The 24,544-nt window shown below is 71.5% G+C and carries 22 protein-coding genes; 10 read left to right on the top strand and 12 right to left on the bottom strand.

What is annotated here, in order from left to right; genetic code table 11:
• Positions 1–85 precede the first annotated feature (85 nt).
• Positions 86–415: a transcriptional regulator WblA gene (wblA, locus tag AC0B9F_RS31665; RefSeq protein WP_472008505.1), complete on the top strand. Its 330-nt coding sequence runs from the start codon at positions 86–88 to the stop codon at positions 413–415.
• Positions 416–619: 204 nt separating this feature from the next.
• Here wblA and bagB read toward each other — a convergent pair whose 3' ends face one another.
• Both bagB and bagA read right to left on the bottom strand, forming a co-directional pair.
• Positions 620–2,137, bottom strand: a complete 1,518-nt coding sequence (gene bagB / locus AC0B9F_RS31660; protein ID WP_472008315.1) for an ATPase BagB — start codon at positions 2,135–2,137, stop codon at positions 620–622.
• Positions 2,134–3,111 (bottom strand): ATPase BagA, encoded by a 978-nt coding sequence (gene bagA, locus AC0B9F_RS31655; RefSeq protein WP_472008313.1) that lies wholly within the window; start codon positions 3,109–3,111, stop codon positions 2,134–2,136. The genes bagB and bagA overlap by 4 nt, the downstream gene beginning before the upstream one ends.
• Before the next feature lie 153 nt (positions 3,112–3,264).
• Between bagA and AC0B9F_RS31650 the strand changes: the two genes are divergently transcribed.
• The 4 genes from AC0B9F_RS31650 to AC0B9F_RS31635 are packed head-to-tail and all read left to right on the top strand — an operon-like array spanning position 3,265 to position 5,652.
• The gene (locus AC0B9F_RS31650) at positions 3,265–3,426 is read left to right on the top strand and encodes a DUF4177 domain-containing protein (RefSeq protein WP_003975360.1); all 162 of its coding nucleotides are present in this window, start codon (positions 3,265–3,267) and stop codon (positions 3,424–3,426) included.
• A complete protein-coding gene (locus AC0B9F_RS31645; protein ID WP_472008311.1) occupies positions 3,423–3,887 on the top strand; it encodes a RidA family protein in 465 nt (154 codons plus the stop codon). The genes AC0B9F_RS31650 and AC0B9F_RS31645 overlap by 4 nt, the downstream gene beginning before the upstream one ends.
• Before the next feature lie 56 nt (positions 3,888–3,943).
• Positions 3,944–4,819 carry an NUDIX hydrolase gene (locus tag AC0B9F_RS31640; RefSeq protein ID WP_472008310.1) on the top strand — a complete coding sequence of 292 codons (876 nt, stop codon included), beginning with the start codon at positions 3,944–3,946 and terminating at the stop codon, positions 4,817–4,819.
• Between the two features lie 2 nt (positions 4,820–4,821).
• Complete coding sequence (locus tag AC0B9F_RS31635) at positions 4,822–5,652, top strand: MBL fold metallo-hydrolase (protein ID WP_472008308.1); 831 nt, start codon at positions 4,822–4,824, stop codon at positions 5,650–5,652.
• Here AC0B9F_RS31635 and AC0B9F_RS31630 read toward each other — a convergent pair.
• Positions 5,649–6,467: a nucleotidyltransferase gene (locus AC0B9F_RS31630; RefSeq protein ID WP_472008306.1), complete on the bottom strand. Its 819-nt coding sequence runs from the start codon at positions 6,465–6,467 to the stop codon at positions 5,649–5,651. The two genes, AC0B9F_RS31635 and AC0B9F_RS31630, sit on opposite strands and share 4 nt — an antisense overlap.
• 58 nt (positions 6,468–6,525) lie before the next feature.
• Complete coding sequence (locus AC0B9F_RS31625; protein ID WP_363266380.1) at positions 6,526–7,200, bottom strand: Crp/Fnr family transcriptional regulator; 675 nt, start codon at positions 7,198–7,200, stop codon at positions 6,526–6,528.
• Between the two features lie 365 nt (positions 7,201–7,565).
• Between AC0B9F_RS31625 and nth the strand changes: the two genes are divergently transcribed.
• From nth to AC0B9F_RS31610, 3 genes are all read left to right on the top strand, one after another.
• Complete coding sequence (nth, locus tag AC0B9F_RS31620) at positions 7,566–8,666, top strand: endonuclease III (protein WP_472008304.1); 1,101 nt, start codon at positions 7,566–7,568, stop codon at positions 8,664–8,666.
• A gap of 66 nt (positions 8,667–8,732) precedes the next feature.
• The gene (locus AC0B9F_RS31615) at positions 8,733–9,428 is read left to right on the top strand and encodes an NUDIX hydrolase (protein WP_472008302.1); all 696 of its coding nucleotides are present in this window, start codon (positions 8,733–8,735) and stop codon (positions 9,426–9,428) included.
• A 13-nt stretch (positions 9,429–9,441) separates the two neighbouring features.
• Positions 9,442–10,641, top strand: coding sequence for a MarP family serine protease (locus tag AC0B9F_RS31610; RefSeq protein WP_472008300.1), 1,200 nt, complete (start codon positions 9,442–9,444; stop codon positions 10,639–10,641).
• 72 nt (positions 10,642–10,713) lie between these two features.
• Here AC0B9F_RS31610 and AC0B9F_RS31605 read toward each other — a convergent pair whose 3' ends face one another.
• From AC0B9F_RS31605 to AC0B9F_RS31580, 6 genes are all read right to left on the bottom strand, one after another.
• On the bottom strand, positions 10,714–10,896 hold the full coding sequence (locus AC0B9F_RS31605) for a hypothetical protein (protein WP_472008298.1): 183 nt from the start codon (positions 10,894–10,896) through the stop codon (positions 10,714–10,716).
• A 137-nt stretch (positions 10,897–11,033) separates the two neighbouring features.
• Complete coding sequence (locus AC0B9F_RS31600; protein ID WP_472008296.1) at positions 11,034–11,993, bottom strand: alpha/beta fold hydrolase; 960 nt, start codon at positions 11,991–11,993, stop codon at positions 11,034–11,036.
• Positions 11,990–12,505: a phage holin family protein gene (locus AC0B9F_RS31595; protein WP_472008294.1), complete on the bottom strand. Its 516-nt coding sequence runs from the start codon at positions 12,503–12,505 to the stop codon at positions 11,990–11,992. The genes AC0B9F_RS31600 and AC0B9F_RS31595 overlap by 4 nt, the downstream gene beginning before the upstream one ends.
• A 91-nt stretch (positions 12,506–12,596) precedes the next feature.
• Entirely contained in the window at positions 12,597–14,246 is a 1,650-nt protein-coding gene (gene nhaA / locus AC0B9F_RS31590; protein ID WP_472008292.1) for a Na+/H+ antiporter NhaA, read from the bottom strand.
• 356 nt (positions 14,247–14,602) lie between these two features.
• The gene (acs, locus tag AC0B9F_RS31585) at positions 14,603–16,567 is read right to left on the bottom strand and encodes an acetate--CoA ligase (protein WP_472008291.1); all 1,965 of its coding nucleotides are present in this window, start codon (positions 16,565–16,567) and stop codon (positions 14,603–14,605) included.
• 365 nt (positions 16,568–16,932) lie between these two features.
• Entirely contained in the window at positions 16,933–19,452 is a 2,520-nt protein-coding gene (locus AC0B9F_RS31580; protein ID WP_472008289.1) for a SulP family inorganic anion transporter, read from the bottom strand.
• 339 nt (positions 19,453–19,791) lie between these two features.
• Here AC0B9F_RS31580 and AC0B9F_RS31575 point away from each other — a divergent pair, with 339 nt between their 5' ends.
• Entirely contained in the window at positions 19,792–21,072 is a 1,281-nt protein-coding gene (locus AC0B9F_RS31575) for a polysaccharide deacetylase family protein (protein ID WP_472008287.1), read from the top strand.
• A gap of 49 nt (positions 21,073–21,121) precedes the next feature.
• On the opposite strand, the gene AC0B9F_RS31570 is transcribed toward AC0B9F_RS31575, so the two are convergent.
• Entirely contained in the window at positions 21,122–22,102 is a 981-nt protein-coding gene (locus AC0B9F_RS31570; protein ID WP_472008286.1) for an ATP-binding protein, read from the bottom strand.
• 101 nt (positions 22,103–22,203) lie between these two features.
• Between AC0B9F_RS31570 and AC0B9F_RS31565 the strand changes: the two genes are divergently transcribed.
• Positions 22,204–23,028 (top strand): Fic family protein, encoded by an 825-nt coding sequence (locus AC0B9F_RS31565; RefSeq protein WP_472008284.1) that lies wholly within the window; start codon positions 22,204–22,206, stop codon positions 23,026–23,028.
• 382 nt (positions 23,029–23,410) lie between these two features.
• Here the strand turns inward: AC0B9F_RS31565 and AC0B9F_RS31560 are convergent, their stop codons facing one another.
• Positions 23,411–24,244 carry an HAD family hydrolase gene (locus AC0B9F_RS31560; protein ID WP_472008282.1) on the bottom strand — a complete coding sequence of 278 codons (834 nt, stop codon included), beginning with the start codon at positions 24,242–24,244 and terminating at the stop codon, positions 23,411–23,413.
• Between the last annotated feature and the right edge of the window lie 300 nt (positions 24,245–24,544).

Raw genomic sequence — 24,544 nt, 5'->3', positions numbered from 1 at the left:
CCTTCCGTAACGTCCTCAACTGGCGGCGGTGAATATGCCGCTGCCGCCGTGGGGGAGCCTCGATTCGGGAGAGGACGGCGCCGGTATGGGCTGGGTAACCGACTGGAGTGCGCAGGCGGCCTGCCGCACTACCGATCCGGATGAACTGTTCGTTCAGGGAGCAGCGCAGAACAGAGCCAAGGCGGTGTGCACCGGATGCCCGGTACGCACCGAATGTCTTGCCGACGCGCTCGACAACCGCGTCGAGTTCGGCGTGTGGGGAGGCATGACGGAACGGGAGCGCCGCGCACTACTGCGCCGACGGCCCACCGTCACCTCCTGGCGCCGGCTGCTGGAGACCGCACGCACCGAGTACGAACGCGGCGCGGGCATCCTGCCCCTCGACGACGACCAGGTGTATGCGGCGGTGAGCTGACGGGTCCCGCGCAGGAGTACGGCGTCTTCGGCTGACGGTGAGCGGGCTCTCACCGTCTGCGCTGATGACGTCGTGGTACGCCGTGGTACGCCGACGTGCGCTGACGGCGCGCCCCAGGCTTTGCCTACGGCAGCCCGAGGGCACGACCGGCTCGCTGCGTCGCGCCACGGCAGCTGGGCCGGACGACGCTCCCACCCGGTCACGCTATGGCAGCTCCGGCCGGTTGGCCGCGAGCTTGATTCCGATGTCCCGCAGTCCCGCGAGGTCGTGCACGTCGCCGGGCAGTGCGGCCACTTCGGTCACCGCCACCTCCGGGTGGAGCGCGGTGAAGCGGTCGCGTGTGCGCTGCTCGCGGGAGAGCAGCCGCATCCGCTCGGCGTGCAGCCGCAACAGGCCCGCGGTGAGCTGTTCGACGTTCCGGGTGCCGTCCTCGGCGGGCGGGGGAGCCTCGTCCTCGGTGACGTCAGGGTTCTCGGTGACATCGGCGTGCGCGGTGCCGTCGGAGCTCTCGGTGTCTTCGGCGCTTGTCGATGCTGAACTTCCGTACGTTTCGGGAGAGTTACGAAGTCCAGCTTTCCCGCCCCCCTGATCCACAATGCGGGCTTCCTCAAGATTTTCCGCGGCGGCAAGCGCCCGCTCGGCCGACAGTTGGGCGGCGCCGCTGCCGTGGACGCGGTTGAGCACCAGTCCGGCGAGCGGCATCCTCTCCGCCGCCAGCCGCTGCACGAAGTACGCCGCCTCGCGCAGCGCGTCCCGCTCCGGGGCCGCCACCACCAGGAACGCCGTCCCGGGCGCCTGCAGCAGCTTGTACGTCGCGTCCGCGCGCGTGCGGAACCCGCCGAACGTGGTGTCCATCGCCGCCACGAACGTCTGGACGTCCTTCAGCAGCTGACCGCCGAGCAGCTTGCCGATCGTGCCGGTCATCATCGACATGCCGACGTTGAGGAACTTCATCCCGGCCCGGCCGCCCAGCTTCGCCGGCGCCGTCAGCAGCCGGATCAGCCGGCCGTCCAGGAACGAGCCGAGCCGCTTCGGCGCGTCCAGGAAGTCCAGCGCGGAGCGGGACGGCGGGGTGTCGACCACGATCAGGTCCCACTCGTCCCGGGCCCGCAGCTGGCCCAGCTTCTCCATCGCCATGTACTCCTGCGTGCCCGCGAAGCCCGCCGAGAGCGACTGGTAGAAGGGGTTGTTCAAAATCGTGGCGGCCCGCTCGCCGTCCGCGTGCGCCTCGACGATCTCGTCGAAGGTGCGCTTCATGTCGAGCATCATCGCGTGCAGCTCGCCACCGGCGCCGTCCTCGATGCCCTTGACGCGGCGCGGCACGTTGTCGAGCGAGTCGATGCCCATGGACTGCGCGAGCCGCTTGGCGGGGTCGATGGTGAGCACGACCACCTTGCGGCCGCGTTCGGCCGCGCGCAGGCCCAGTGCCGCCGCGGTCGTCGTCTTCCCGACGCCGCCCGAGCCGCAGCACACCACGATGCGGGTCTTCGGGTCGTCGAGGATCGGGTCGACGTCGAGCACGCGCGCGGGGGAGAGCCCGCGGGCACCCTCCGGGCCGCGGGCACCCTCCGGGCCGCGGGCACCGTCCGAGGCGCGGGCACCGTCCGAGGCGCGGCCACTGCCGGACGGGCGCGCCCCCTCCGCCGCGCGGGCGCCCTCCGAGGCATTGGCACCCTCCGAGGCAATGGCCCCCTCCGAGGCGTGGGCCGGGTCCGGGCTCATGCGATCCCCTGCTTCCGCAGTTCGGTGGCGAGTTCGTACAGGCCCGCCAGGTCCATGCCCTCGGCGAGCAACGGCAGTTCGTGCAGCGGCAGACCCAGCTCGCCCAGCGTCGCCCGCTGCTCCTGCTCCAGCGCGTGTCGCTCGGCGTACTCCTCGGCCTGCTCCAGCAGCGGATCCACCAGCCGCTCCGCGTGCCCGCCGCGGCGCGCCCCGCCGAGGCCGGCCGCGGACAGCGACTGCGCGAGAGCCGCGTGCGGCGTGGTCCGTACGAGGTCCAGATCGGCCGCTTCCAGCAGCCCGGGCCGCACCATGTTGACGATGATCCGCCCCACCGGCAGCCGCGCCGACCGCAGCTCGGCGATGCCGTCGGCGGTCTCCTGGACCGGCATCTCCTCCAGCAGCGTGACCAGGTGCACGGCGGTCTCCGCCGACTTCAGCACCCGCATCACGGCCTGCGCCTGATTGTGTATCGGGCCGATCTTCGCGAGCCCGGCGACCTCGTCGTTGACGTTGAGGAACCGGGTGATGCGGCCGGTGGGCGGCGCGTCCATCACGACGTAGTCGTAGACGAACCGGCCCGACCGGTCCTTGCGGCGCACCGCCTCGCACGCCTTGCCGGTCAGGAGCACGTCCCTGAGGCCGGGCGCGATGGTGGTCGCGAAGTCGATCGCGCCGAGTTTCTTCAGGGCGCGGCCGGCGCTGCCGAGCTTGTAGAACATCTGGAGGTAGTCCAGCAGCGCCAGTTCGGGGTCGATGGCGAGGGCGAACACCTCCCCGCCCCCGGGTGCTACGGCGATCTTGCGTTCCTCATAGGGCAACGCCTCCGTTTCGAAGAGCTGCGCGATGCCCTGCCGGCCCTCGACCTCGACGAGAAGCGTCCGCTTCCCCTCGGTCGCGAGGGCCAGCGCGAGGGCTGCGGCGACCGTCGTCTTTCCGGTCCCGCCCTTGCCGCTGACGACCTGGAGCCTGCTCACGTCTTCGAGCGTAACCAGTCCGCGTCCGCGTCAACCCGCAGGCTGTGGACAACGGGGTGGCGAAGAGTGCGCCGGCCTGTGGAAAACCGGGGTCGCACGACGTCCCGGGGGCAGGTCGACAGGGTGCTGTGGCGCAGCGGCTACAGTCCCCCCATGACCAAGTGGGAATACGCAACCGTGCCGCTGCTCGTCCATGCCACGAAGCAGATTCTGGACACCTGGGGCGAGGACGGCTGGGAGCTCGTCCAGGTCGTGCCCGGTCCGAACAACCCCGAGCAGCTGGTGGCCTACCTGAAGCGGGAGAAGCAGGCATGAGCGCCGTCGAGGAGAAGCTCGCCGAGCTCGGGCTGACGCTGCCGGAGGTCGTTCCGCCGCTGGCCGCCTACCAGCCGGCCGTGCAGTCCGGCCCGTACGTGTACACCGCGGGTCAGCTGCCCATGGTCGAGGGCAAGCTGCCCGTCACCGGCAAGGTCGGCGCCGAGGTCACGCCCGAGGAGGCCAAGGACCTGGCCCGCACGTGCGCCCTCAACGCCCTGGCCGCCGTGAAGTCGGTCGCGGGCGACCTGGACCGTATCGCGCGCGTGGTGAAGGTCGTCGGCTTCGTCGCCTCGGCGTCCGACTTCACCGGCCAGCCCGGTGTGGTCAACGGCGCGAGCGAGCTGCTCGGCGCGGTGCTCGGCGACAAGGGCGTGCACGCGCGCAGCGCGGTCGGCGTGGCGGTGCTGCCGCTGGACGCCCCGGTCGAGGTCGAGATCCAGGTCGAGCTGGCCCCCTGAGCCACCGCTCCGGATCACCTCTCGAACATTCGCTCACCACGGGATAGCCTCCGGCCATGGCGAATGGGCAGTGGTTTCCCCCGGACTGGCCGGACCGCATCCGCGCTCTCGCGGACGGCACCCTCACTCCGGTCGCGCCCAGGCGCGCGGCGACCGTCATGCTGCTGAGGGACGCCGACGGCGGCCCGGCCGTCCACATGCTGCGCAGACGCGCCTCCATGGCCTTCGCCGGAGGCGCGTACGCCTATCCCGGCGGTGGCGTCGACCCGCGCGACGACGACGTCCTGGTCCGCTGGGCGGGCCCCACGCGCGCGTGGTGGGCGCGGCGACTCGGTGTGGACGACGAGTCGGCGGCCCAGGCGGTCGTCTGCGCCGCCGTGCGCGAGACGTACGAGGAGGCCGGCGTCCTGCTCGCCGGACCCACGCCCGAGTCGGTCGTCGGTGACACCACGGGCGACGACTGGGAGGCCGACCGCGCCGCCCTGGTCGTCCGCGACCTGTCCTTCGCCGAGTTCCTCGACCGCCGCGGCCTGGTGCTGCGCTCCGATCTGCTGGGCGCCTGGACCCGCTGGATCACCCCCGCGTTCGAACCCCGCCGCTACGACACGTTCTTCTTCGTCGCCGCCCTGCCCGCGGGCCAGCGCACCCGCAACGCCTCCACGGAGGCCGACCGCACGGTGTGGACCCGCCCGGCCGACGCGGCGGCGTCGTACGACAAGGGCGAGCTGCTGATGATGCCGCCCACCATCGCGACCCTGCGCCAGCTCGCGCCGTACGCGAGTGCCGCCGAGGCGCTGGCCGCCGCGCCCGGCCGCGACATGACGCCCGTGGTCGCCGAGGCGCGGCTGGAGGACGGCGAGGTCGTGCTGACCTGGCCGGGCCACGACGAGTTCACCAAGCACATCCCGACGCTTCCGACCGGGGGATCCTGAGCATGACCGACGCCAGCACCCTCCCCGGCCAGCCGCGCGGCGCGGTCGGCAATGGCCCGGCGACACCGCGCGCGGTCAACGTCCTCGCGCCCAACGCCTCCGCGATGACCCTGGACGGCACCAACACCTGGATCGTCTCCGAGCCGGACTCCGACCTGGCCGTCGTGATCGACCCCGGCCCCCTGCACGAGGGCCACCTGCGGGCGGTCGTCGACACCGCCGAGCAGGCCGGCAAGCGAGTCGCCCTCACCCTGCTCACCCACGGTCACCCGGACCACGCCGAGGGCGCCGCCCGCTTCGCCGAGATCACCGGCACGCGCGTGCGGGCCCTCGACCCGGCGCTGCGGCTCGGCGACGAGGGGCTGGCCGCCGGGAACGTGATCACCGTCGGCGGGCTGGAGCTGCGCGTCGTCCCCACGCCCGGGCACACCGCGGACTCCCTGTGCTTCCACCTCCCGGCCGACCGGGCGGTCCTCACCGGCGACACGATCCTCGGTCGCGGTACGACGGTCGTCGCGCACCCCGACGGGCGCCTGGGCGACTACCTGGACTCGCTGCGCCGGCTGCGCTCGCTGACCGTCGACGACGGCGTGCACACGGTCCTGCCGGGCCACGGTCCCGTCCTGGAGGACGCCCAGGGCGCCGTCGAGTACTACCTCGCCCACCGCGCCCACCGTCTCGCCCAGGTCGAGACGGCCGTCGAGGACGGCTACCGCACCCCCGAGCAGGTCGTCGCCCACGTGTACGCCGACGTCGACCGCTCCCTGTGGCCGGCGGCGGAGCTGTCAGTACGGGCCCAGCTGGACTACCTCAGCGAACACGGTCTGATCTAGACCTGCGCGCGCGTGCCCTTCGTGCCGTGCACGCGCGTGTACTCGCCTGCCAGCCAGGGGCCGAGGTCGTCGACGTAACGCCGCAGGACGGCCGGGTCGGCCACGGGGTCGTAGCCGTGCCGGGCGGCCGTGCGCAGCTGCCCGGCGCGCTCGGGGTAGTACCCGGCGAACACCTCGGCCATCTCGTGCAGGTCGCTGGTCCAGCCCCGCCAGCGGGGCATCACCAGGGTGAAGGCGGTGCGCACGAGGTGGCGGGACATGAAGCGCACGCAGCGGACGCGATCGGTCTCATCGGCCCCGGCGATCCGCTTGCGCCAGCCCGGCAGGAGGGCGGCGAGGTCGCCGTTCGTCTCACGGGCCAGCCGTGACTCGGGCCGGTAGCGTGGCAGGCGGGCGGCGAGGTCCTCGCCGTACAGCGGGGTGCACAGGCAGGCGACGAACCACCCGAGGTCGTAGCGCTCGGCCTCGCTCAGCAGCCTCGCCCGGCCGTACAGCAGCGTGCCGACGCCGTCGATCTGCCCGAACCGTCCGTCGAGCTCGTCACCGAGGTCCCGTACGGCCGCCCGGTCGGCGTCGGATGGCTCGTCCCGCAGCGCGAGCAGCAGGTCAAGGTCGCTGCGGCCCACGCGCGCGGTGCCGCGCGGGATCGACCCGTAGACGTACGCGCTGTGCAACCGCGGCCCGAACAGGTCGGCCAACCGCCGCTTGGCGACAGCCACGACCGGGCGGAACGGGGGCTGCACGCGCGTGAGGGAGCCCTCGCGGGTGAGGAAGCCCTCGGCGTCCACTCCGGGACGCACGGCGATGTCGGCCATGGACGCACTCTGCCCGGGGACAGGCGCGCGAGCAGCCGATTTTTCGCCGTGCCCGGCGTCAGCGCGAGCGCTTCGCGAGGCGCTCCACGTCCAGCAGGATCACGGCGCGCGCCTCCAGGCGCAGCCAGCCGCGCCCGGCGAAGTCGGCGAGCGCCTTGTTCACCGTCTCGCGGGACGCGCCGACGAGCTGCGCCAGCTCCTCCTGCGTGAGGTCGTGGACGACGTGGATGCCCTCCTCCGACTGCACGCCGAACCGGCGGGACAGGTCCAGCAGGGCGCGCGCGACGCGGCCGGGCACGTCGGAGAAGACCAGGTCGGACATGGCGTCGTTGGTCTTGCGCAGGCGCCGGGCGACGGCCCGCAGCAGCGCGGAAGCCACCTCGGGGCGGGCGTTCAGCCAGGGCTGGAGGTCGCCGTGGCCCAGGCCCAGCAGCTTGACCTCGGTCAGCGCCGTCGCCGTGGCCGTACGGGGGCCCGGGTCGAACAGGGACAGCTCACCGATCAGCTCGCCGGGGCCGACCACCGCGAGCATGTTCTCGCGCCCGTCGGGGGATGTGCGGTGCAGCTTCACCTTGCCCTCGGTGACGACGTACAGCCGGTCACCGGGGTCACCCTCGTGGAACAGGGAGTCGCCGCGTGCGAGGGTCACCTCCGTCATGGAGGCGCGGAGCTCCGCGGCCTGCTCGTCGTCGAGCGCCGCGAAGAGCGGGTTGCGCCGCAGAACGTCGTCCACGAGTTCTCTCCTATTCGACCTGCTCAGGGATCTTGTCCCCCCGGTGTACCAGGGGTCCGTGGTGCCCATTTTGCCGGACGGTCCAAACAGTGTGATCTGTCACAAGGATGCCGTACACCTGTCCCCGGGTACGCGGCAGGGGGCCAATTGGACGCCGATCTTCGCGGTCCGGGGCGGATGTCGGTGGCGGGCTTTAGGCTGGCCGAGTGTCCAAATCGCCGGTGAGAGCGCAGGCCAAGGGGGCTGGGCGGGTGGTGGTACGTCGTAATTCCGCTGTGGGCGAACAAGTCTCGGGCGGTGCTGAAAATGCGACAAACGCCACACACGGGGCGGTGGGGGAGAAGGCGGCGGCGGACAGGAAGGGCGTGAGGAAGACGGCTGCGGAGAAGAAGACGGCTGCGGAGAAGAAGACGGCGAGGACTCCGGTGACGGCTGAGGAGGCGCCTGCAAGGAAGGCGCCTGCGAGGAAGGCGTCGGTCACGAAGAAGGCGTCGGCCACGAAGAAGGCGTCGGCGGAGAAGAAGGCACCCGCGGCGAAGAAGCCCGCCGCGAAGAAGGCGCCCGCAGCGAAGAAGCCCGCCGTCAAGAAGGCTCCCGCCCTGAAGAAGGCGGTCGTCGCCCCCAAGAAGGCCAGCGCCGCCGTCAAGGACGTCCCGCCGGCGCGGACCATCACGGAGGAGACGCCGTCGGGCGAGTCCCGAACCGCCCTCGTCCGCCGTGCTCGCCGGATCAACCGCGAACTCGCCGAGGTCTACCCCTACGCCCACCCCGAACTCGACTTCACCAACCCCTTCCAGCTGCTGGTCGCGACCGTGCTGTCCGCCCAGACCACCGACCTGAGGGTCAATCAGACGACCCCGGCGCTGTTCGCCAAGTACCCCACCCCCGAGGACCTCGCCGCGGCGAACCCGGAGGAGGTCGAGGAGATCCTGCGGCCCTGCGGCTTCTTCCGCGCCAAGACCAAGTCGGTGATAGGGCTGTCGAAGGCGCTGGCGGAGGACTTCGGCGGCGAGGTGCCCGGCAGGCTGGAGGACCTGGTCAAGCTGCCCGGCGTGGGCCGCAAGACCGCGTTCGTCGTGCTGGGCAACGCATTCGGCCGGCCCGGCATCACCGTGGACACGCACTTCCAGCGGCTCGTGCGGCGCTGGAAGTGGACCGAGGAGAGCGACCCGGACAAGATCGAGGCCGCGGTCGGCGCGCTGTTCCCCAAGAGCGAGTGGACGGACCTGTCGCACCACGTGATCTGGCACGGCCGCCGCATCTGCCACGCCCGCAAGCCCGCCTGCGGCGCCTGCCCCATCGCCCCGCTGTGCCCGGCGTACGGCGAGGGCGAGACCGACCCGGAGAAGGCGAAGAAGCTGCTGAAGTACGAAAAGGGTGGCTTCCCCGGCCAGCGGCTCGATCCGCCGCAGGCCTACCTCGACGCGGGCGGCAAACCGGCACCGCCGCTGGGGGCCGGGAGCTGAGCTTCGTATGACGGAACGATCTCGGTGTCGCCGGGCGTTGGACTGGGCAGGACGACGGGGGTGGCGATGACGCGTGCGAGCAACACACAGGGCGGCCCGGTGACGCTGAGCAAGGACGGGCTGCCGGACTGGCTGCGCCCGGTGGTGCGAGCCGCCGAGACGGTCAAGCCGGTGCAGCTCAGCCGCTTCCTGCCGCCCGAGGACGGCGCGGGACGCCAGTCGGCCGTGCTGATCCTGTTCGGCGAGGGCGAGCGCGGCCCCGAGCTGCTGCTGATGGAGCGTGCCGGTTCCCTGAGGTCGCATGCCGGTCAGCCGTCCTTCCCGGGCGGCGCCCTCGACCCCGAGGACGGCGACCCGGCCGGGGACGGCGCGCTGCGGGCCGCGCTGCGCGAGGCCGAGGAGGAGACGGGCCTCGACCCGCGCGGGGTGCAGCTGTTCGGCGTGCTGCCGAAGCTGTACATCCCGGTCAGCCACTTCGTGGTCACGCCGGTGCTGGGCTGGTGGCGCGAGCCGAGCCCGGTCGGCGTGGTCGACCCGGCCGAGACCGCGCGGGTCTTCACGGTGCCCGTGGCGGATCTCACGGACCCCGCCAACCGCGCCACCACCGTCCACCCCAGTGGGCACCGGGGCCCGGCATTCCTGGTCGAATCGGCGCTGGTGTGGGGCTTCACAGCCGGTGTGATCGACCGTCTGCTGCACTACTCGGGCTGGGAGATCCCCTGGGACCGCGACCGGCAGGTCCCGCTCGACTGGCGCGCATGACAGGGTGTCTGACGTGAACGTGCTGGACATCCTGTTGCTGGTCGCGGCCGTCTGGTTCGCGGTGGTCGGCTACCGCCAGGGCTTCGTCGTCGGCATCCTGTCGGTGATCGGCTTCCTCGGCGGCGGTCTCGTCGCCGTGTACGCCCTGCCGGTCATCTGGGCCGCGCTGACCGACCACGCCGAGGTCAGCACCACGGCGGCGGTCGTCGCGATCGTCGTCGTGATCGTCTGCGCGTCGATCGGCCAGGCCCTGACCACCCACCTCGGCAACAAGCTGCGCCGCTACATCACCTGGTCCCCGGCCCGCGCCCTGGACGCCACCGGCGGCGTGCTGGTCAACGTCGTGGCGATGCTGCTGGTGGCGTGGCTGATCGGCTCGGCGCTGGCGCAGACCACGCTGCCCACGCTGGGCCGCGAGGTGCGCGGCTCCAAGGTGCTGCTGGGCGTGTCGGAGGCGATGCCCGCGCAGGCCGACACCTGGTTCAAGGACTTCACCTCGGTCCTCGCGCAGAACGGCTTCCCGCAGGTCTTCAGCCCGTTCGCCAACGAGCCGATCAAGGAGGTCCAGCCGCCCGACCCCGCGCTCACGAGCAGCCCGGTCACGGCGCGCGCCCGCAAGTCCATCGTGAAGGTGATGGGCACGGCGCAGGGCTGCGGCAAGGTCCTGGAGGGCTCCGGCTTCGTCTTCGCCGACCGCCGCGTGATGACCAACGCGCACGTGGTCGGCGGCGTCGACGAACCCACCGTGCAGATAGGCGGAGAGGGCCGCAAGTACGACGCGACGGTCGTCCTCTACGACTGGCGGCGCGACATCGCCGTACTGGACGTGCCGGACCTGGACGCGCCCGCGCTGCGGTTCTCCGCGCAGGACGCCGCCAGCGGGGACGGCGCGATCGTCGCCGGCTTCCCGGAGAACGGCTCCTACGACGTGCGCGCCGCCCGGGTCCGCGGGCGGATCACGGCCAACGGCCCGGACATCTACCACCGCGGCACCGTCAGCCGTGACGTCTACTCGCTGTACGCGACCGTCCGCCAGGGCAACTCCGGCGGCCCGCTGCTCACACCCCAGGGCAAGGTCTACGGCGTGGTCTTCGCGAAGTCCCTGGACGACGCCGAGACCGGGTACGCGCTCAGCCTGGACGAGATCAAGGACGACATCGCCACGGGACGCAAGGCGAACCAGCAGGTCGACAGCGACAGTTGCGCGCTCTAGCGACGGTTGCGCGCTCTGAGGGACGCGTGAGGGACGCGTGCGCGGCGTAGGGCCCGGCCCCCGCGGGGCGGGTCAGTCGCGCGTGTGACGCAGGCGCACGGACACCCAGCGGGCGCGGCGGCGCAGGATGCGCGAAATGCCCACCCGGGGGTCGTTCCCCGTCAGTTGCGGAGTGCCGCCTCGCTGGTGGGAGCTCAGGGTGCTGCCCGAGCGGCGGTTGCGTGCCACGTCACTGTAGTCGTGCGTCCAGCCCATACCCGGACGTCTGCCCTCTCCCAAGGTCGATAACCGCCCCGCGACCCCTCAATTGGCCTATGCGGGCGGCAATTGGCCGTTCGAGGCACAGCAGTTCGGCACCGGGTGCGGGGCGGGTACCGGGCGCGATCGCTCCGTCACCGATCGGGTTCGGGATCTTTCAGCCAGTTGACCAGTTCGGTGGAGAATGCGACCGGATCCTCCTCGTGCGGGAAATGCCCCAGTCCGTCGAACAGGCGCCAGCGGTACGGCGCTTCGACGTACTCGCCGGACCCGGCCGCGCTGCGGGTGCGCATGACCGGGTCGAGCGAGCCGTGCAGATGCAGCGTCGGCACGCGCACCGGCCGCTTCATCCGCCGGTAGAACTGGACGCCGTCCGGACGGCCCAGCGAGCGCACCAGCCAGCGGTAGGGCTCCACCGAGCAGTGCGCGGTGGAGGGGATGCACATCGCGCGCTGATACGTCCGCACCGCCTCGTCCTCCGGCAGGCGCGGCCCGGACCAGTCCCGGATCAGCCGCCCGACCAGCGCGCCGTCGTCGGCGGTGAGCTGCCGTTCGGGGATCCACGGCCGCTGGAAGCCCCAGATGTGCGAGCCGGCCCGGGACTGCCGGACGTCGGCGAGCATGGCCGAGCGCCAGCGCCGCGGATGCGGCATGGACGCGACCACGAGCCGGCGGACCAGCTTGGGGCGCATCACGGCCGCCGTCCAGGCGAGGTAGCCGCCCAGGTCGTGGCCGACGAGCGCGGCGTCCGGCTCGCCCAGGGAGCGGATCACGCCGGTGATGTCGAGGGCGAGGTTGGCCGGGTCGTAGCCCCGGGGAGTGCGGTCGCTGCCGCCGACGCCCCGCAGGTCCATCGCGACGGCCCGGTACCCGGCGTCGGCCAGCGCGGTCAACTGGTGCCGCCATGTCCACCAGAACTGCGGGAAGCCGTGCACCAGCATGACCAGCGGACCGTCGCCGAGTTCCGCGATGTGGAAACGCGCGCCGTTGGCGGCGACGTCCCGGTGCTTCACTCGTCTGCCGCCGGGGATGTCGATGCGTACGTCCGAGGCGGCCGGCTGCTGCGGGGCCGAGGGGGTGGCAGGGTCCGTCATGAGGACGAGCGTGCCACAGCCTCGATGGCCTGGGGCGTGCGGTCCTCCAGCGCCGGAACCTCGGGACGCGGGTGCGGCTTGGCCTTCTGCAGCACGCCCGCCGTCTCCTTCATGGACGCGGCGACCTTCTGCGGGCCCTTGCTCTTCTTCGCCTTCTTGGCGAAGACGACGCCGATCAGCGCCAGCAGGCCCGCGATCAGGACGTTCGCGGCGAAGGACAGCAGGAAGCACCAGCCGAGGTTCCAGCCGTCCTGGCCGTTGTGGCCGCCGGTCCAGGCGTGGATGCCATAGGCGAGGGCGAAGTTCAGCATCGGCAGCGAGAACACCAGCACGGCGCCGGCCACGCTGAACGCGCCGCCGCTCATCGCGCCCTTCTTGACGTCCTGCTTGAGCTGCGCCTTCGCCAGCGCGATCTCGTCGTGCACCAGCGCCGACATCTCGGTCGTCGCGGAGGCGAACAGCTGGCCGATGCTGCGTTCGGCACCGACCGGGCTGCCGTCGGGTGCGCTCATCGCGGTCTCCCTCTCTCGCGTTCGGGTCCGTATCCGCCTGACGTGTCCGCCGGACTGCGTCGGGCCCCGTCTTTTGTACCGTCCCGTCAGATCATGCCGGACGCTCGTCCTCCTCGCCTTCCCCGCCCACCACTTCGCCTACCGCGCGCCGCGCGACGGCCTCCCCGTCGGCGGTACGGCGACCCCGGCCGGCCCCTTCTCCGGCCGTACGGCGACCCCGGTCGGCTTCTTCCCCGGCGGTACGGCGAGCGCGGTCTTCCCCGGCGTTGCGGCGACCTCCGTCTTCCCCGGCTGAGCGGCGACCTCCGTCTTCCCTGGCTGAGCGGCGCCCCCCGTCGGGCTGGTCGCCGGGGGCGGCGTCGCGCTCAGCGGCCTTCTCCTCGGCGATCCTGCGGTGCTGTGCGGCCTTGCGCTCGTACAGGGCGGCCATGCGCAGGTGGTACGCCGGGTCGTCCTCCTCGTAGATGTCCGGGATGCCGTCGAGGTCCTCGTCGCGCTCCTCCGCCTCGACCAGTCGGCGGTACTTGGCGTTGCGGATCTTCAGCAGCACCGTCGCCGTGGCCGCCGCGATCACCGACCCGGTCAGTACGGCGGCCTTCGTCTCGTCCGTGAGGACCGCGTCGCTTGCGAAGGCCAACTCCCCGATCAGCAGCGAGACCGTGAAGCCGATCCCGGCGAGCGACGCCACCGCGAAGACGTCCGCCCAGGCCAGGTCCTCGCTGAGGGAGGCCCGCGTGAACCGGGCGGTCAGCCAGGTCCCGCCGAAGATGCCGATCGTCTTGCCGACGACCAGACCGAGGACCACGCCGAGCGTCTCGGGCTTGGCGAAGACGTCGCCGAGCGCGTGCGGCGTGAGGGACACCCCCGCGCTGAACAGCGCGAACAGCGGCACGGCGAGGCCCGCCGACAGCGGCCGCACCCGATGCTCGATGTGTTCGCCCGGGGAGTGCTGCTCGCCCTCACGGGTGGTGCAGCGCAGCATCAGGCCCATCGCCACGCCGGCGATGGTGGCGTGGATGCCGCTGTTGTACATCAGCCCCCAGATCACCAGCGCGAGCGGCACGTACACGTACCAGCCGCGCACGCCCCGGCGCAGCAGCAGCCAGAAGACGGCGAGGCCGACGACCGCGCCGCCGAGCGCGGGAAAGTTGATCCGGTCGGTGAAGAAGACCGCGATGATCAGGATCGCGAAGAGGTCGTCGACGACGGCGAGGGTGAGCAGGAAGGCGCGCAGCGCGCTCGGCAGCGAGGTGCCGATGACGGCGAGCACGGCCAGCGCGAACGCGATGTCGGTGGCCGTCGGCACCGCCCAGCCGCCGAGCGAGCCGCCACCGGTGAGGTTGACGATCACGTAGACGAGCGCGGGGGCGGCCATGCCGCACAGCGCCGCCACGACGGGCAGTGCGGCGGCTTTCGGGTCGCGCAGATCGCCGGCCACGAGTTCGCGCTTGAGCTCGATCCCGGCGACGAAGAAGAAGACCGCCAGCAGCCCGTCGGCGGCCCAGTGCGCCACGGACAGGTCCAGGCCGAGCGCCGACGGGCCGAAGTGGAACTCGCTGACGCTGTGGTAGCTGCCCCGCAGCGCCGGAATGTTCGCCCAGACCAGCGCGGCGATCGCGGCGAGGAGCAGCAGCACACCGCCGACGGTCTCGGTGCGCAGCGCGTCCGCGACGAAGGTCCGCTCCGGCAGCGACAGCCGGCCGAGGACCTTGCGGGCGGTGGTGGGGCGGGGCGCGGTCACGGTGGGACCTCCGGTCGGTGGGCAGGGCGGAACGCATGCCGACCAGACTTCCCGGCGCACCTTGATGATCCTGAGGCGGATCCGTCGCGTCATCGACGCTTTGTTTAGTTTACCTAAGCGGCGACGCGAAGGCATCCGGGGCCGGAGGGGGTGGGCTGAGGCGGGCGCCCAGCCACGCGAACCCGAGGCATGGCGGGACCCAGCCGAACGTGGGGCGGGTACGGCGCGGGCACCCGGCGCGCTGCATTCCGGGTGCCCGTGCCCTCGCTCGTTCAGTCCTGCTTTCGCTCCTGCTTTCGGTCCCGCGGCAGGTGCCGCGTTCAGTCCCGCGCTCAGTCCCGCCGTGGGTCCCGAGTTCAGTCCTCGCTGGGCGCCTTCGGCAGCTTCGTCTGGATCAGGTCCATAACCGTGGAGTCCGTGAGCGTGGTGACATCGCCGAGTTGCCTGTTCTCGGCGACGTCACGCAGCAGCCGGCGCATGATCTTGCCGGAGCGCGTCTTCGGCAGCTCCGCCACCGGCAGGATGCGCTTGGGCTTGGCGATCGGGCCGAGCGTGGCGCCGACGTGGCTGCGCAGCTCGTCGATCAGCTTCTCGGTCTCCGTCGCCGTACCGCGCAGGATCACGAACGCGACGATCGCCTGCCCGGTCGTCTCGTCGGCGGCGCCGACGACGGCCGCCTCGGCCACCGACGGATGCGAGACCAGGGCGGACTCGACCTCGGTGGTGGAGATGTTGTGCCCGGAGACGAGCATGACGTCGTCCACGCGGCCCAGCAGCCAGATGTCGCCGTCGTCGTCCTTCTTCGCGCCGTCACCGGCGAAGTACTTGCCCTCGAAACGCGACCAGTAGGTGTCGATGAACCGCTGGTCGTCGCCCCAGATGGTGCGCAGCATCGACGGCCACGGCTCGGTCAGCACGAGGTAGCCGCCGCCGCCATTGGGCACCTCGTTCGCGTCGTCGTCGACGACGGTCGCGCTGATGCCGGGCAGCGGGGTCTGCGCGGAGCCGGGCTTGGCGGCGGTGACACCGGGCAGCGGGGAGATCATCATCGCGCCGGTCTCGGTCTGCCACCAGGTGTCCACGACCGGCGTGGCGTCGGCGCCGATGTTCTTCCGGTACCAGATCCACGCCTCGGGGTTGATCGGCTCGCCCACCGAACCCAGCACGCGCAGGCTGGACAGGTCGAACTTCGCGGGGATGTCGTCGCCCCACTTCATGAACGTACGGATCGCCGTCGGGGCGGTGTAGAGGATCGAGATCTTGTACTTCTGGACGATCTCCCAGAACCGGCCCTGGTGCGGGGTGTCCGGCGTGCCCTCGTACATGACCTGCGTCGCGCCGTTGGCCAGCGGACCGTAGACGATGTAGGAGTGGCCGGTGACCCAGCCGACGTCGGCGGTGCACCAGTAGACGTCCGTCTCCGGCTTGAGGTCGAAGACGGCCCAGTGCGTGTACGCGGTCTGGGTGAGGTAGCCGCCGGAGGTGTGCAGGATGCCCTTCGGCTTCCCGGTCGTGCCGGACGTGTACAGGATGAACAGCGGGTGCTCGGCGTCGAACGCCTCCGGCGTGTGCTCGGCGGACTGGCGGGCGACGATGTCGTCCCACCACACGTCCCGCCCCTCGGTCCACGCCACGTCCTGGCCCGTACGGCGCACCACCAGCACGTGCTCGACGTTCTCCACGCGTCCGACCGCCTCGTCGACGGCGGGCTTCAGCGCGGACGGCTTGCCACGCCGGTAGCCGCCGTCGGAGGTGATGACCACGCGCGCGTCGGCGTCCTGGATGCGCGTCGCGAGCGCGTCGGCCGAGAAGCCGCCGAAGACCACCGAGTGCGCGGCGCCGATGCGGGCGCAGGCGAGCATGGCGATCGCCGTCTCCGGGATCATCGGCATGTAGATCGCGACCCGGTCGCCCTTGCCGACGCCCAGTTCCAGCAGCGCGTTGGCGGCCTTGGACACCTCGTCCTTGAGCTGGGCGTAGGTGATCGCGCGGCTGTCGCCGGGCTCGCCCTCGAAGTGGATGGCCACCCGGTCGCCGTTGCCGGCCTCGACATGGCGGTCGACGCAGTTGTACGCGACGTTGAGCTGCCCGTCCTTGAACCACTTCGCGAATGGCGGGTTCGACCAGTCCAGCGTCTCCGTCGGCTCCTTGGCCCAGCTCAGCCGACGGGCCTGCTCGGCCCAGAATCCGAGCCGGTCCGCCTTGGCCTGCTCATACGCCTCGGCCGTGACGTTGGCGTTCGCGGCGAGCTCGGCAGGCGGCGGGAAGCGACGGTCCTCCTTGAGGAGGTTGGAGAGTGAAGGACTTTCGTTGCTTGCCATCCGTGCACCGTCCCAAAGTGGTTTAGACCAATCAACGCCCTTGATTCTCCGAGGGGTCGACGGGGCTGGTCAACCCCTCCCCGCATCCTGTCACCCGTTCACGCCCGGGTCACGGGGCGCACCCCGCGGAGGTTCTCCCCCCGAGGGCGGCGCCTACCCAACGCGTCCGCCCCACAACCGGGCGGTGCCAGGCCGTTGACGCATGCGATCCATAAGCCGATGCGCTCTTCCGCCCGGCTGGTGAACCTGCTTGGGGAGACGGCCTGTGGATCGATCGGCCGGGCCGGGCCTCACCCCCTTGGCCCGGCGTGGGCCTCCACCCGATGGGTCGGGCCGGCCCGCGTCCCGCTCCACCCGTGCCGGCCTCACCCCGCCAGCCCGGCTGCCCGCACCCGGTCGAACCGCTGTCCCGCCTCCTCTGCGCCGTCCGTTCCGGTGAGCAGGTACGCCTGCGCCTCGCCCACGTCGAAGTACATCCCGTGCAGCTCCAGAGCTCCGTCCCGCAGCGCACGGGCCACCGACGGGTGGGCGCGCAGATGGTCCAGCTGCTGCACGACGTTGGCCAGGCACAGTTGCTCCACCTGGTCGGCGGGCGGCCGCCCGGCCAGCCGCGGCCGGGGCCGGCCGGTGTCGGCCAACCGCGCCAGGCTCGGCAGCCCGTGCCGCAGCCACCGCTTCAGCGGCGTCTGCGCGCCCCCGGGCTCGGAGCCCAGCAACGCCTGCATCGCTCCGCACCCGGAGTGCCCGCACACGGTCACGGACCGGACCTTCAGCACGTCCACCGCGTACTCGATCGCCGCCGCCACCGAGTCGTCCCCGCCTTCCGCGCCCGGCAGCGGCACGAGGTTGCCGACATTGCGCACCACGAACAGGTCGCCCGGACCGCTGGAGGTGATCATCGAGGTGACCAGACGCGAGTCGGCGCAGGTGAGGAACAACTGCGACGGCCGCTGTCCCTCCCGCGCCAGCCGCGCCAGCTCCTCCCGGACCAGCGGCGCGGTGTTGCGCTGGAAGGCGCTGACGCCGTGGGTGAGCTGGTAGGCGTCGCCCGGCTGGGAGGCGGGGGCCTCGTCCCCGGGTGGGGTGACCGGTGCGCCGCCCGGCTGCTCCCCGAACGGTGGCTCGTTCGGCGGCGCGGTGAGGGGCACCGCGCACTGGTGGTTGCGCCACGGTGTCCAGGGCCGGCAGCGGCAGCCAGTGGCGGGGTGCGCTGTGGAGATGTGCGACGTGGCGGTGTGCGCCTCGGGGGTACGTGCCGTATCGCCGGGCGCCTGTCTCGTGCGGGGCTCCATGGCGGCGGGGGTCTCGGCGGGGCCGGCCGGGCGGACGGCGGCGCGGCGGCCGGTCACCTCCACGGTGCCGCCCTGCGCGGTGTGCGTCTTCTGCCAGTCCTGCAGGGACTCGTACGCCGCGTGGTCCATGAACGAGCCGTCCAACTCCACGACAGCGGCGACGCCTTGGGGAACGAGATGCAGGGTCCGGCTGAGCCGTGGCACCGCGAGGAACGTCAACTGCCCTCTGACGCGTACGTGATGGACCCCCTTTTTCTCATCGTGCGTGATGCGGGTGTGGGCGAGGCGGTTCAGGGCGACGGCGACGGCCACGGCGATCCCCAGCGCCACGCCCTGGAGGACACCGAGGAGCACCACGCCGAGGGTGGTGACGGCGTACACCACCGCCTCCCGGTGCCGGGTCACCGTGCGGATGTGGTGCAGGGACACCATCTGGATGCCGACGGCCATCACCAGGGCGGCGAGCGAGGCGAGCGGGATGAGCTCCAGGAGCGGGACCATCAGCAGCGCGGCGATCACTACGAGAACGCCGTGCAGCATCGTGGAGTTCCGGCTCACGGCGCCCGCGCGCACATTCGCGGTGCTGCGCACGGCCACCCCGGCCACGGGCAGCCCGCCGAGCGCACCGGAGACGATGTTCGCGGCGCCCTGCCCGAGCAGTTCGCGGTCCAGGTTCGAGCGATGGACACGGTGGGCGCGGTGAACGCGGGGGTCGGTCCCGGGGCCGGAGGCGACGAGCTTGTCCACGGCGACCGCGCCGAGCAGCGACTGCACGCTGCACACCAGGGTGATGGTGAGTACGGCGGCGATCAGGCCGAGCACCGGGCCCTCGGGCAGCGCCGGCAGGGCGTGACTGCGCCATGAGGGCAGGTCGACTCGGGGCAGCGTGAGCCCGGCGAGGGCCGCGGCCGTGGTTCCGCCGGCGACCGCGACGAGGGGCGCGGGGAGCGTGCGCAGCAGGTTTCCGGCCCTGCCGGGCAGGCGTGGCCAGAGCATCAGCACCCCCAGGGTCAGCGCGCTGACCGTCACGGCGGCGGGCTGGAGATGGGCCAACTGTGCGGGCAACGCCCGGAGGTTGGCGAGCACCGAGCTCTGCGGGTTGCCGCCGAGGACGATGTGCAGCTGGGCGGCGGCGATGGTGACGCCGATGCCGGCGAGCATGCCGTGCACGATGGCGGGGCTGACGGCGAGGGCGGAGCGGGCCACGCGCAGGCACCCGAGGCCGAGTTGGGCCGCTCCGGCGAGGACGGTGATGGCGCAGGTCGCCTGCCAGCCGTAGCGGTGGATGAGGTCGGCGGTGACGACGGTGAGGCCGGCGGCCGGCCCGCTGACCTGGAGCGGGGAGCCGCCCAGGCGGCCGGCGACGAGGCCCCCCACGGCAGCGGCGACGAGACCGGCCTGCAGGGGCGCGCCGGTGGCGAGGGCGATACCGAGGGACAGGGGCAGAGCGATGAGGAACACCGCGATCGAAGCGGACACATCGGCGCCCGAGAGCCGGAAGCGATGGTGCGGGGCGGGCGGCGGGCTGTGTGGCGGGTGGACGCGCTCGGTGCGCGTCGCGTGGGCCGTACGGGCCGGGGTGCAGGCTGGCATGTTCCCGTCTCCTTCGGGGCGTCACGGCCGCTGAGGGGCCCCGGTTGGGCCCGAGGCCGTCGCGGCGTAGGCCACGAGTGCAGCGGCGGGATGTACCAACAATTAGTAAATGAATCGCAATGAAGAGTAAAGAGCAAGCATGGATATTCGAAGCAAATGGGTTATTGATTCACCCGCTGGAGGGAAGTGGGCATTTCATCGGCTTGTCGTACTAATTCCTTCTCGGCCCCGTGCGACCTTGACGGCGCTGTCGGCTGAGCCCGGCTCGGGCCCCGGCCGCGCACCGTCAAGACGCCCTCGTCGGCGTTGGCCTGAGAGAAGGAAGAAGGTGGGCGGAAGATGGCCGCCACCCAGAGGATCGCCGCAGGCGCCGTGGCCGCCGCGGCCGTAGTCGCATCGCTGGCCGGTTGCACGATGGGAACCGGTGGCTCCAGCGGAGAGCGAGGAGGGGCCTCCGGCCCGCAGAAGGGCAGGCCCGCCGCCGCACCCAAGAGCGCGGTCCGGCTCATCGGCGACGGCTCCACCGCCTACACCGGGGCGCAGCCGCACCTGCCCAGGCCCGAGCGGCTGAAGCCGGGCCAGAAGCCCCCGCAGTTCGTGGTGTTCTCCTGGGACGGCGCCGGCGAGGACAGCCAGAAACTCTTCTCCCACTTCCGTGAGGTCGCCAAGGCCAACCACGCCACGATGACGTTCTTCCTCAGCGGCGTGTACATGCTGCCGGAGGAGAAGCGCGACCTCTACCGGCCGCCGCAGCACTCACCGGGCCGCTCCGACATCGGCTTCAATGACAACCAGGGCATCGCCGACACCGTCAAGCAACTCCGCCTGGCCTGGCTGGAGGGCAACGAGATCGGCACCCACTTCAACGGCCACTTCTGCGGCAAGGACGGCGGGGTGGGCGAGTGGTCGGTCGACGAGTGGAAGGACGAGATCGCCCAGGCCAAACAGTTCGTGAAGAGCTGGAAGACCAACACGGGGATGACGAAGGCGGCGCCGCTGCCCTTCGACTACGACAAGGAACTGATCGGCGCCCGCACCCCGTGCCTGGAGGGCCAGAAGAACTTCATGAAGGCCGCCCATGAGCTGGGCTTCCGCTACGACACCAGCGGCGTGAACAACCAGGTCTGGCCCGGCAAGAAGGAGGGCCTGTGGGACCTGTCCATGCAGCTGGTGCCCTTCCCCGGCCACTCCTACGAGCAGCTGACCATGGACTACAACTTCATGGTCAACCAGTCCGGCACCCAGACCCAGGGCGACCCCAGCATGTACGACCAATGGGGCGACCAGATGCGCGAGGGCCTGCTCAAGGGCTTCCGGCGCGCCTACGACGGCAACCGCGCGCCCCTGATCATCGGCAACCACTTCGAGTCCTGGAACGGCGGCACCTACATGCGCGCCCTCGGGGACGTCGTCAAGGAGGTCTGCAACAAGCCCGACGTGCGCTGCGTGTCCTTCCGGCAGCTCGCCGACTGGCTGGACGCCCAGGACCCGCAGACCCTGGCCAAGCTGCGCAGCCTGGAGGTCGGCGAGGCCCCGAAGCAGGGCTGGGCGTCCTTCCTCAGCGGCCGCCCGGCGCCGGCGCCCAAGGGAGTCCCCGGGGCGCCGGCGGCCAAGCCGTAGCCGTAGCGGACACCGGGAGCGCCGGCTGTGAGCGGGCTCCCGAGCTCGCTCACACGGCGGCGGCGATCTCCTCGCCGAGCACGAAGTCGGGGTCGACCTGCGCCGCCAGGTCGGCCCCGGTGCGCGCGTTGCCCCAGGACTGGGCGTTCTTCAGATGGAAGTGCACCATCTGCCGGGTGTAGCGCGCCCAGTCGCGCCGGGCGTACGTCGCGTCGGCGGCCTCCTGCAACTGGCGCAGCGCGAGGCGGTTGGTGTCCTCCAGAAGGCCGAACCGCGGCGGGCGGCCCTTCTCCATGGCGCGCACCCAGTCGGAGTGCCCCACCGTCACGAGCAGGTCGTCACCGGCCTCGGCACGCAGGAAGTCGACGTCGTCCTGGCCCTGCACCTTGTTGCCGACGACCTTCAGCGCCACGCCGAAGTCGCGGGCGTACTCCTTGTACTGGCGGTAGACGGAGACCCCCTTCCTGGTGGGCTCGGCGACGAGGAACGTCATGTCGAAGCGGGTGAACATGCCGGAGGCGAAGGAGTCCGAGCCCGCCGTCATGTCCACCACGACGTACTCGCCGGGCCCGTCCACCAGGTGGTTCAGGCACAGCTCCACCGCTCCCGTCTTGGAGTGGTAGCAGGCGACCCCCAGGTCGGCGTCCGTGAAGGGGCCGGTGACCATCAAACGGACGGCGCCGCCGTCGAGTTCCACGGGCCGGGCGCAGGCGTCGTAGACCGGGTTGTCCTCGCGCACCCGCAGCAGCCGGGAGCCCTCACCGGGCGGCGTTGTCTTGATCATCGTCTCGGCGGACGCGATCCGCGGGTTGCTGCCGCGCAGGTAGTCCTTGATGAGCGGCAGGTGCTCGCCCATCGCCGGCAGCGCGGCGGCCTCCGCCTCGTCGAGGCCGAGGGCGGCGCCCAGATGCTGGTTGATGTCGGCGTCCACGGCGACGACCGGCGCGCCGGTGGTCGCGAGATGGCGGATGAACAGGGAGGAGAGGGTGGTCTTGCCGCTACCGCCCTTCCCGACGAAAGCAATTTTCATATTCACGAAGCGTAGTGGTGTGATGGCTGTGCGTGGCCAGTCGGCGTGAAGAAGACCACTCCTTCGTGGGGTGGGAGGCCCAGGTGCGTACTGTCGTACCCATGAGTACGACAGGCGCGACCGCCGATCCTCTCGCCGCCCTCGGCGACCTGCCCGGTGTGGCCGAGTCCGTGGAGTCCGTACGCAAGGCCGTGGACCGGGTCTACGGTCACCGGATCATGCGCCGCCGCAGTACCGCGATCACCTCGGAGGCGGCCCTGCGCGGCGCCCGGGGGTCCGCCGCGCTCTCCGGTGCCGACTGGGCGCTGGAGGAGGTGCGCCGGCGCACCGACTTCGGCGGTGACGACGAGGCACGCGCGGTGGGCGCGGCGCTGCGCCTGACCGCCGAGGCGGGGCAGCTGCTGTCCATCTGGCGGCAGTCGCCGCTGCGGGTGCTGGCCCGATTGCACCTGGTGGCGGCCGCCAGTGACGACGACCGGGTCGGGCGGCCCCGGCAGGCCGGCGAGGACGTCGACGAGCCGCTGGTCGAGCTGGCCCTGCCGAGTGCGGCCGAGGTCTCCGGCCGACTGGAGGGGCTCGCCGACCTGATCATCAAGGGCAGCTCGGCGCCCGCGCTGGTCACGGCGGCCGTCGTGCACGGCGAGCTGCTCGCGCTGCGGCCGTTCACCTCCCACAACGGCCTGGTCGCGCGTACCGCCGAGCGGATCGTCCTGATCGGCAGCGGCCTGGACCCCAAGGCGATCTGCCCGGCCGAGGTGGGCCACGCCGAACTGGGCCGCGCGGCCTATCTGACGGCCCTCGGCGGGTACGTCTCCGGCACCCCGGAGGGCATGGCGGCCTGGATCGCGCACTGCGGCCGGGCGGTGGAGCTCGGCGCCCGCGAGTCGACCGCGGTGTGCGAGGCGCTGCAGCGCGGGGCGGCGTAAACGCCGGGAGGGCAGGTGCCCCAACAGGGGGCCGAAAGGGTTGCGGCGGTACGAGAGACTCGTACCGCCGCTGGCATGTTCACCCGGTTACCATGCGTCCTCGATGTGTGCCCATCAGGTCGGGAACTTTGCCCGTACCTGGTGCGGCTGGCCCGTAATCGACGGGTCGACGTCGCGTGGGTGCCAGATGTCCATGCTCGGTCCGTGGGGCCAAAATGCGTCGTAAAGGTGATCCTCGCGGATGTCCTTTGGTCTCGCGGGCCGTTAAGTCCTTTTTACTCCAGACCGGGGGTAAGCGAAACCCCTGCCCTGCTCGTCTTTACTTTTGTTCTCAAATAGTGCGTAAACGGACACCCTGTATCCGAATGCGTGCCGAGGCAGGTCAGGCCAGGCCGGGGCGACGCCGGCTCGCGTACCAGACGAGGCCCGCCGTGGCCGCCGCGGCGCCTATGGCGGCAGCCACCACCAGCGCCGGCCGCGGCGGGACCGAGAGCCCCGGGATGCGCTGCTTGAGGCGCACCGGGCGGTGGAAGTCGAGAACCGGCCACCCGCGCGAGAGCGCCTCCCGCCGCAGGGCGCGGTCCGGGTTGACGGCGTGCGGATGGCCGACGGTCTCCAGCATGGGCAGGTCGGTCGCCGAGTCGCTGTAGGCGTAGCAGCGGGCCAGGTCGTACCCCTCGGACGCGGCGAGTTCCCGGACGGCTTCGGCCTTCGTCGGGCCGTACGCGTAGTACTCCACCTCGCCGGTGAAGCAGCCGTCGTCACCCACGACCATGCGCGTGGCGACCACGCGGTCCGCGCCGAGCAGCTCGCCGATCGGCTCGACGACCTCGGCGCCGGACGTGGAGACGATCACGACGTCGCGGCCCGCGGTGTGGTGCTGCTCGATGAGGGAGGCGGCCTCGTCGTAGATGATCGGGTCGATGAGATCGTGCAGGGTCTCGGCCACGAGCTCCTTGACCTGCCGCACGTTCCAGCCGCGGCACAGCGCGGACAGGTATGCGCGCATCCGTTCCATCTGGTCGTGGTCGGCTCCGCCGGCCAGGAACACGAACTGGGCATATGCGGTCCGCAGGACGGCGCGGCGGTTGATCAGGCCGCCCTGGTAGAACGACTTGCTGAAGGTGAGCGTGCTCGACTTCGCAATGACCGTCTTGTCCAGGTCAAAGAAGGCCGCTGTCCGGGGCAAGGAGTGGTTTTCCACGCCCCAGAGCATAGGGGCAGCCCATTCGGCGTAAGGTGGGGCGTGTGGGTTTGCCTGAGAGGCCTCTCGGGTACACCATGGAAGTCACGGATCGTTCGCGACCGTGCTAACCCGGTCCGACTCCTCCCCCCCCGAGTCGGCCGTGGAGACGACCCCCGCTCTCCCCCCCGGCGGGGGTCGTCGCATGTCCGGGTGGGTTTCTCCCCGGGTTCCTCCCTTTCCCGTACGACTCTGCCGTGCCTGTGGAACGAACGCGGCCGATTGGTCATGCCCATGACTGGTTACTGTGGGTAGCACTAGGGCTGCGCTGTG

It is taken from the genome of Streptomyces sp. NPDC097129 (assembly GCF_055668065.1).
This window is presented reverse-complemented; position numbering and strand designations above follow the sequence as displayed.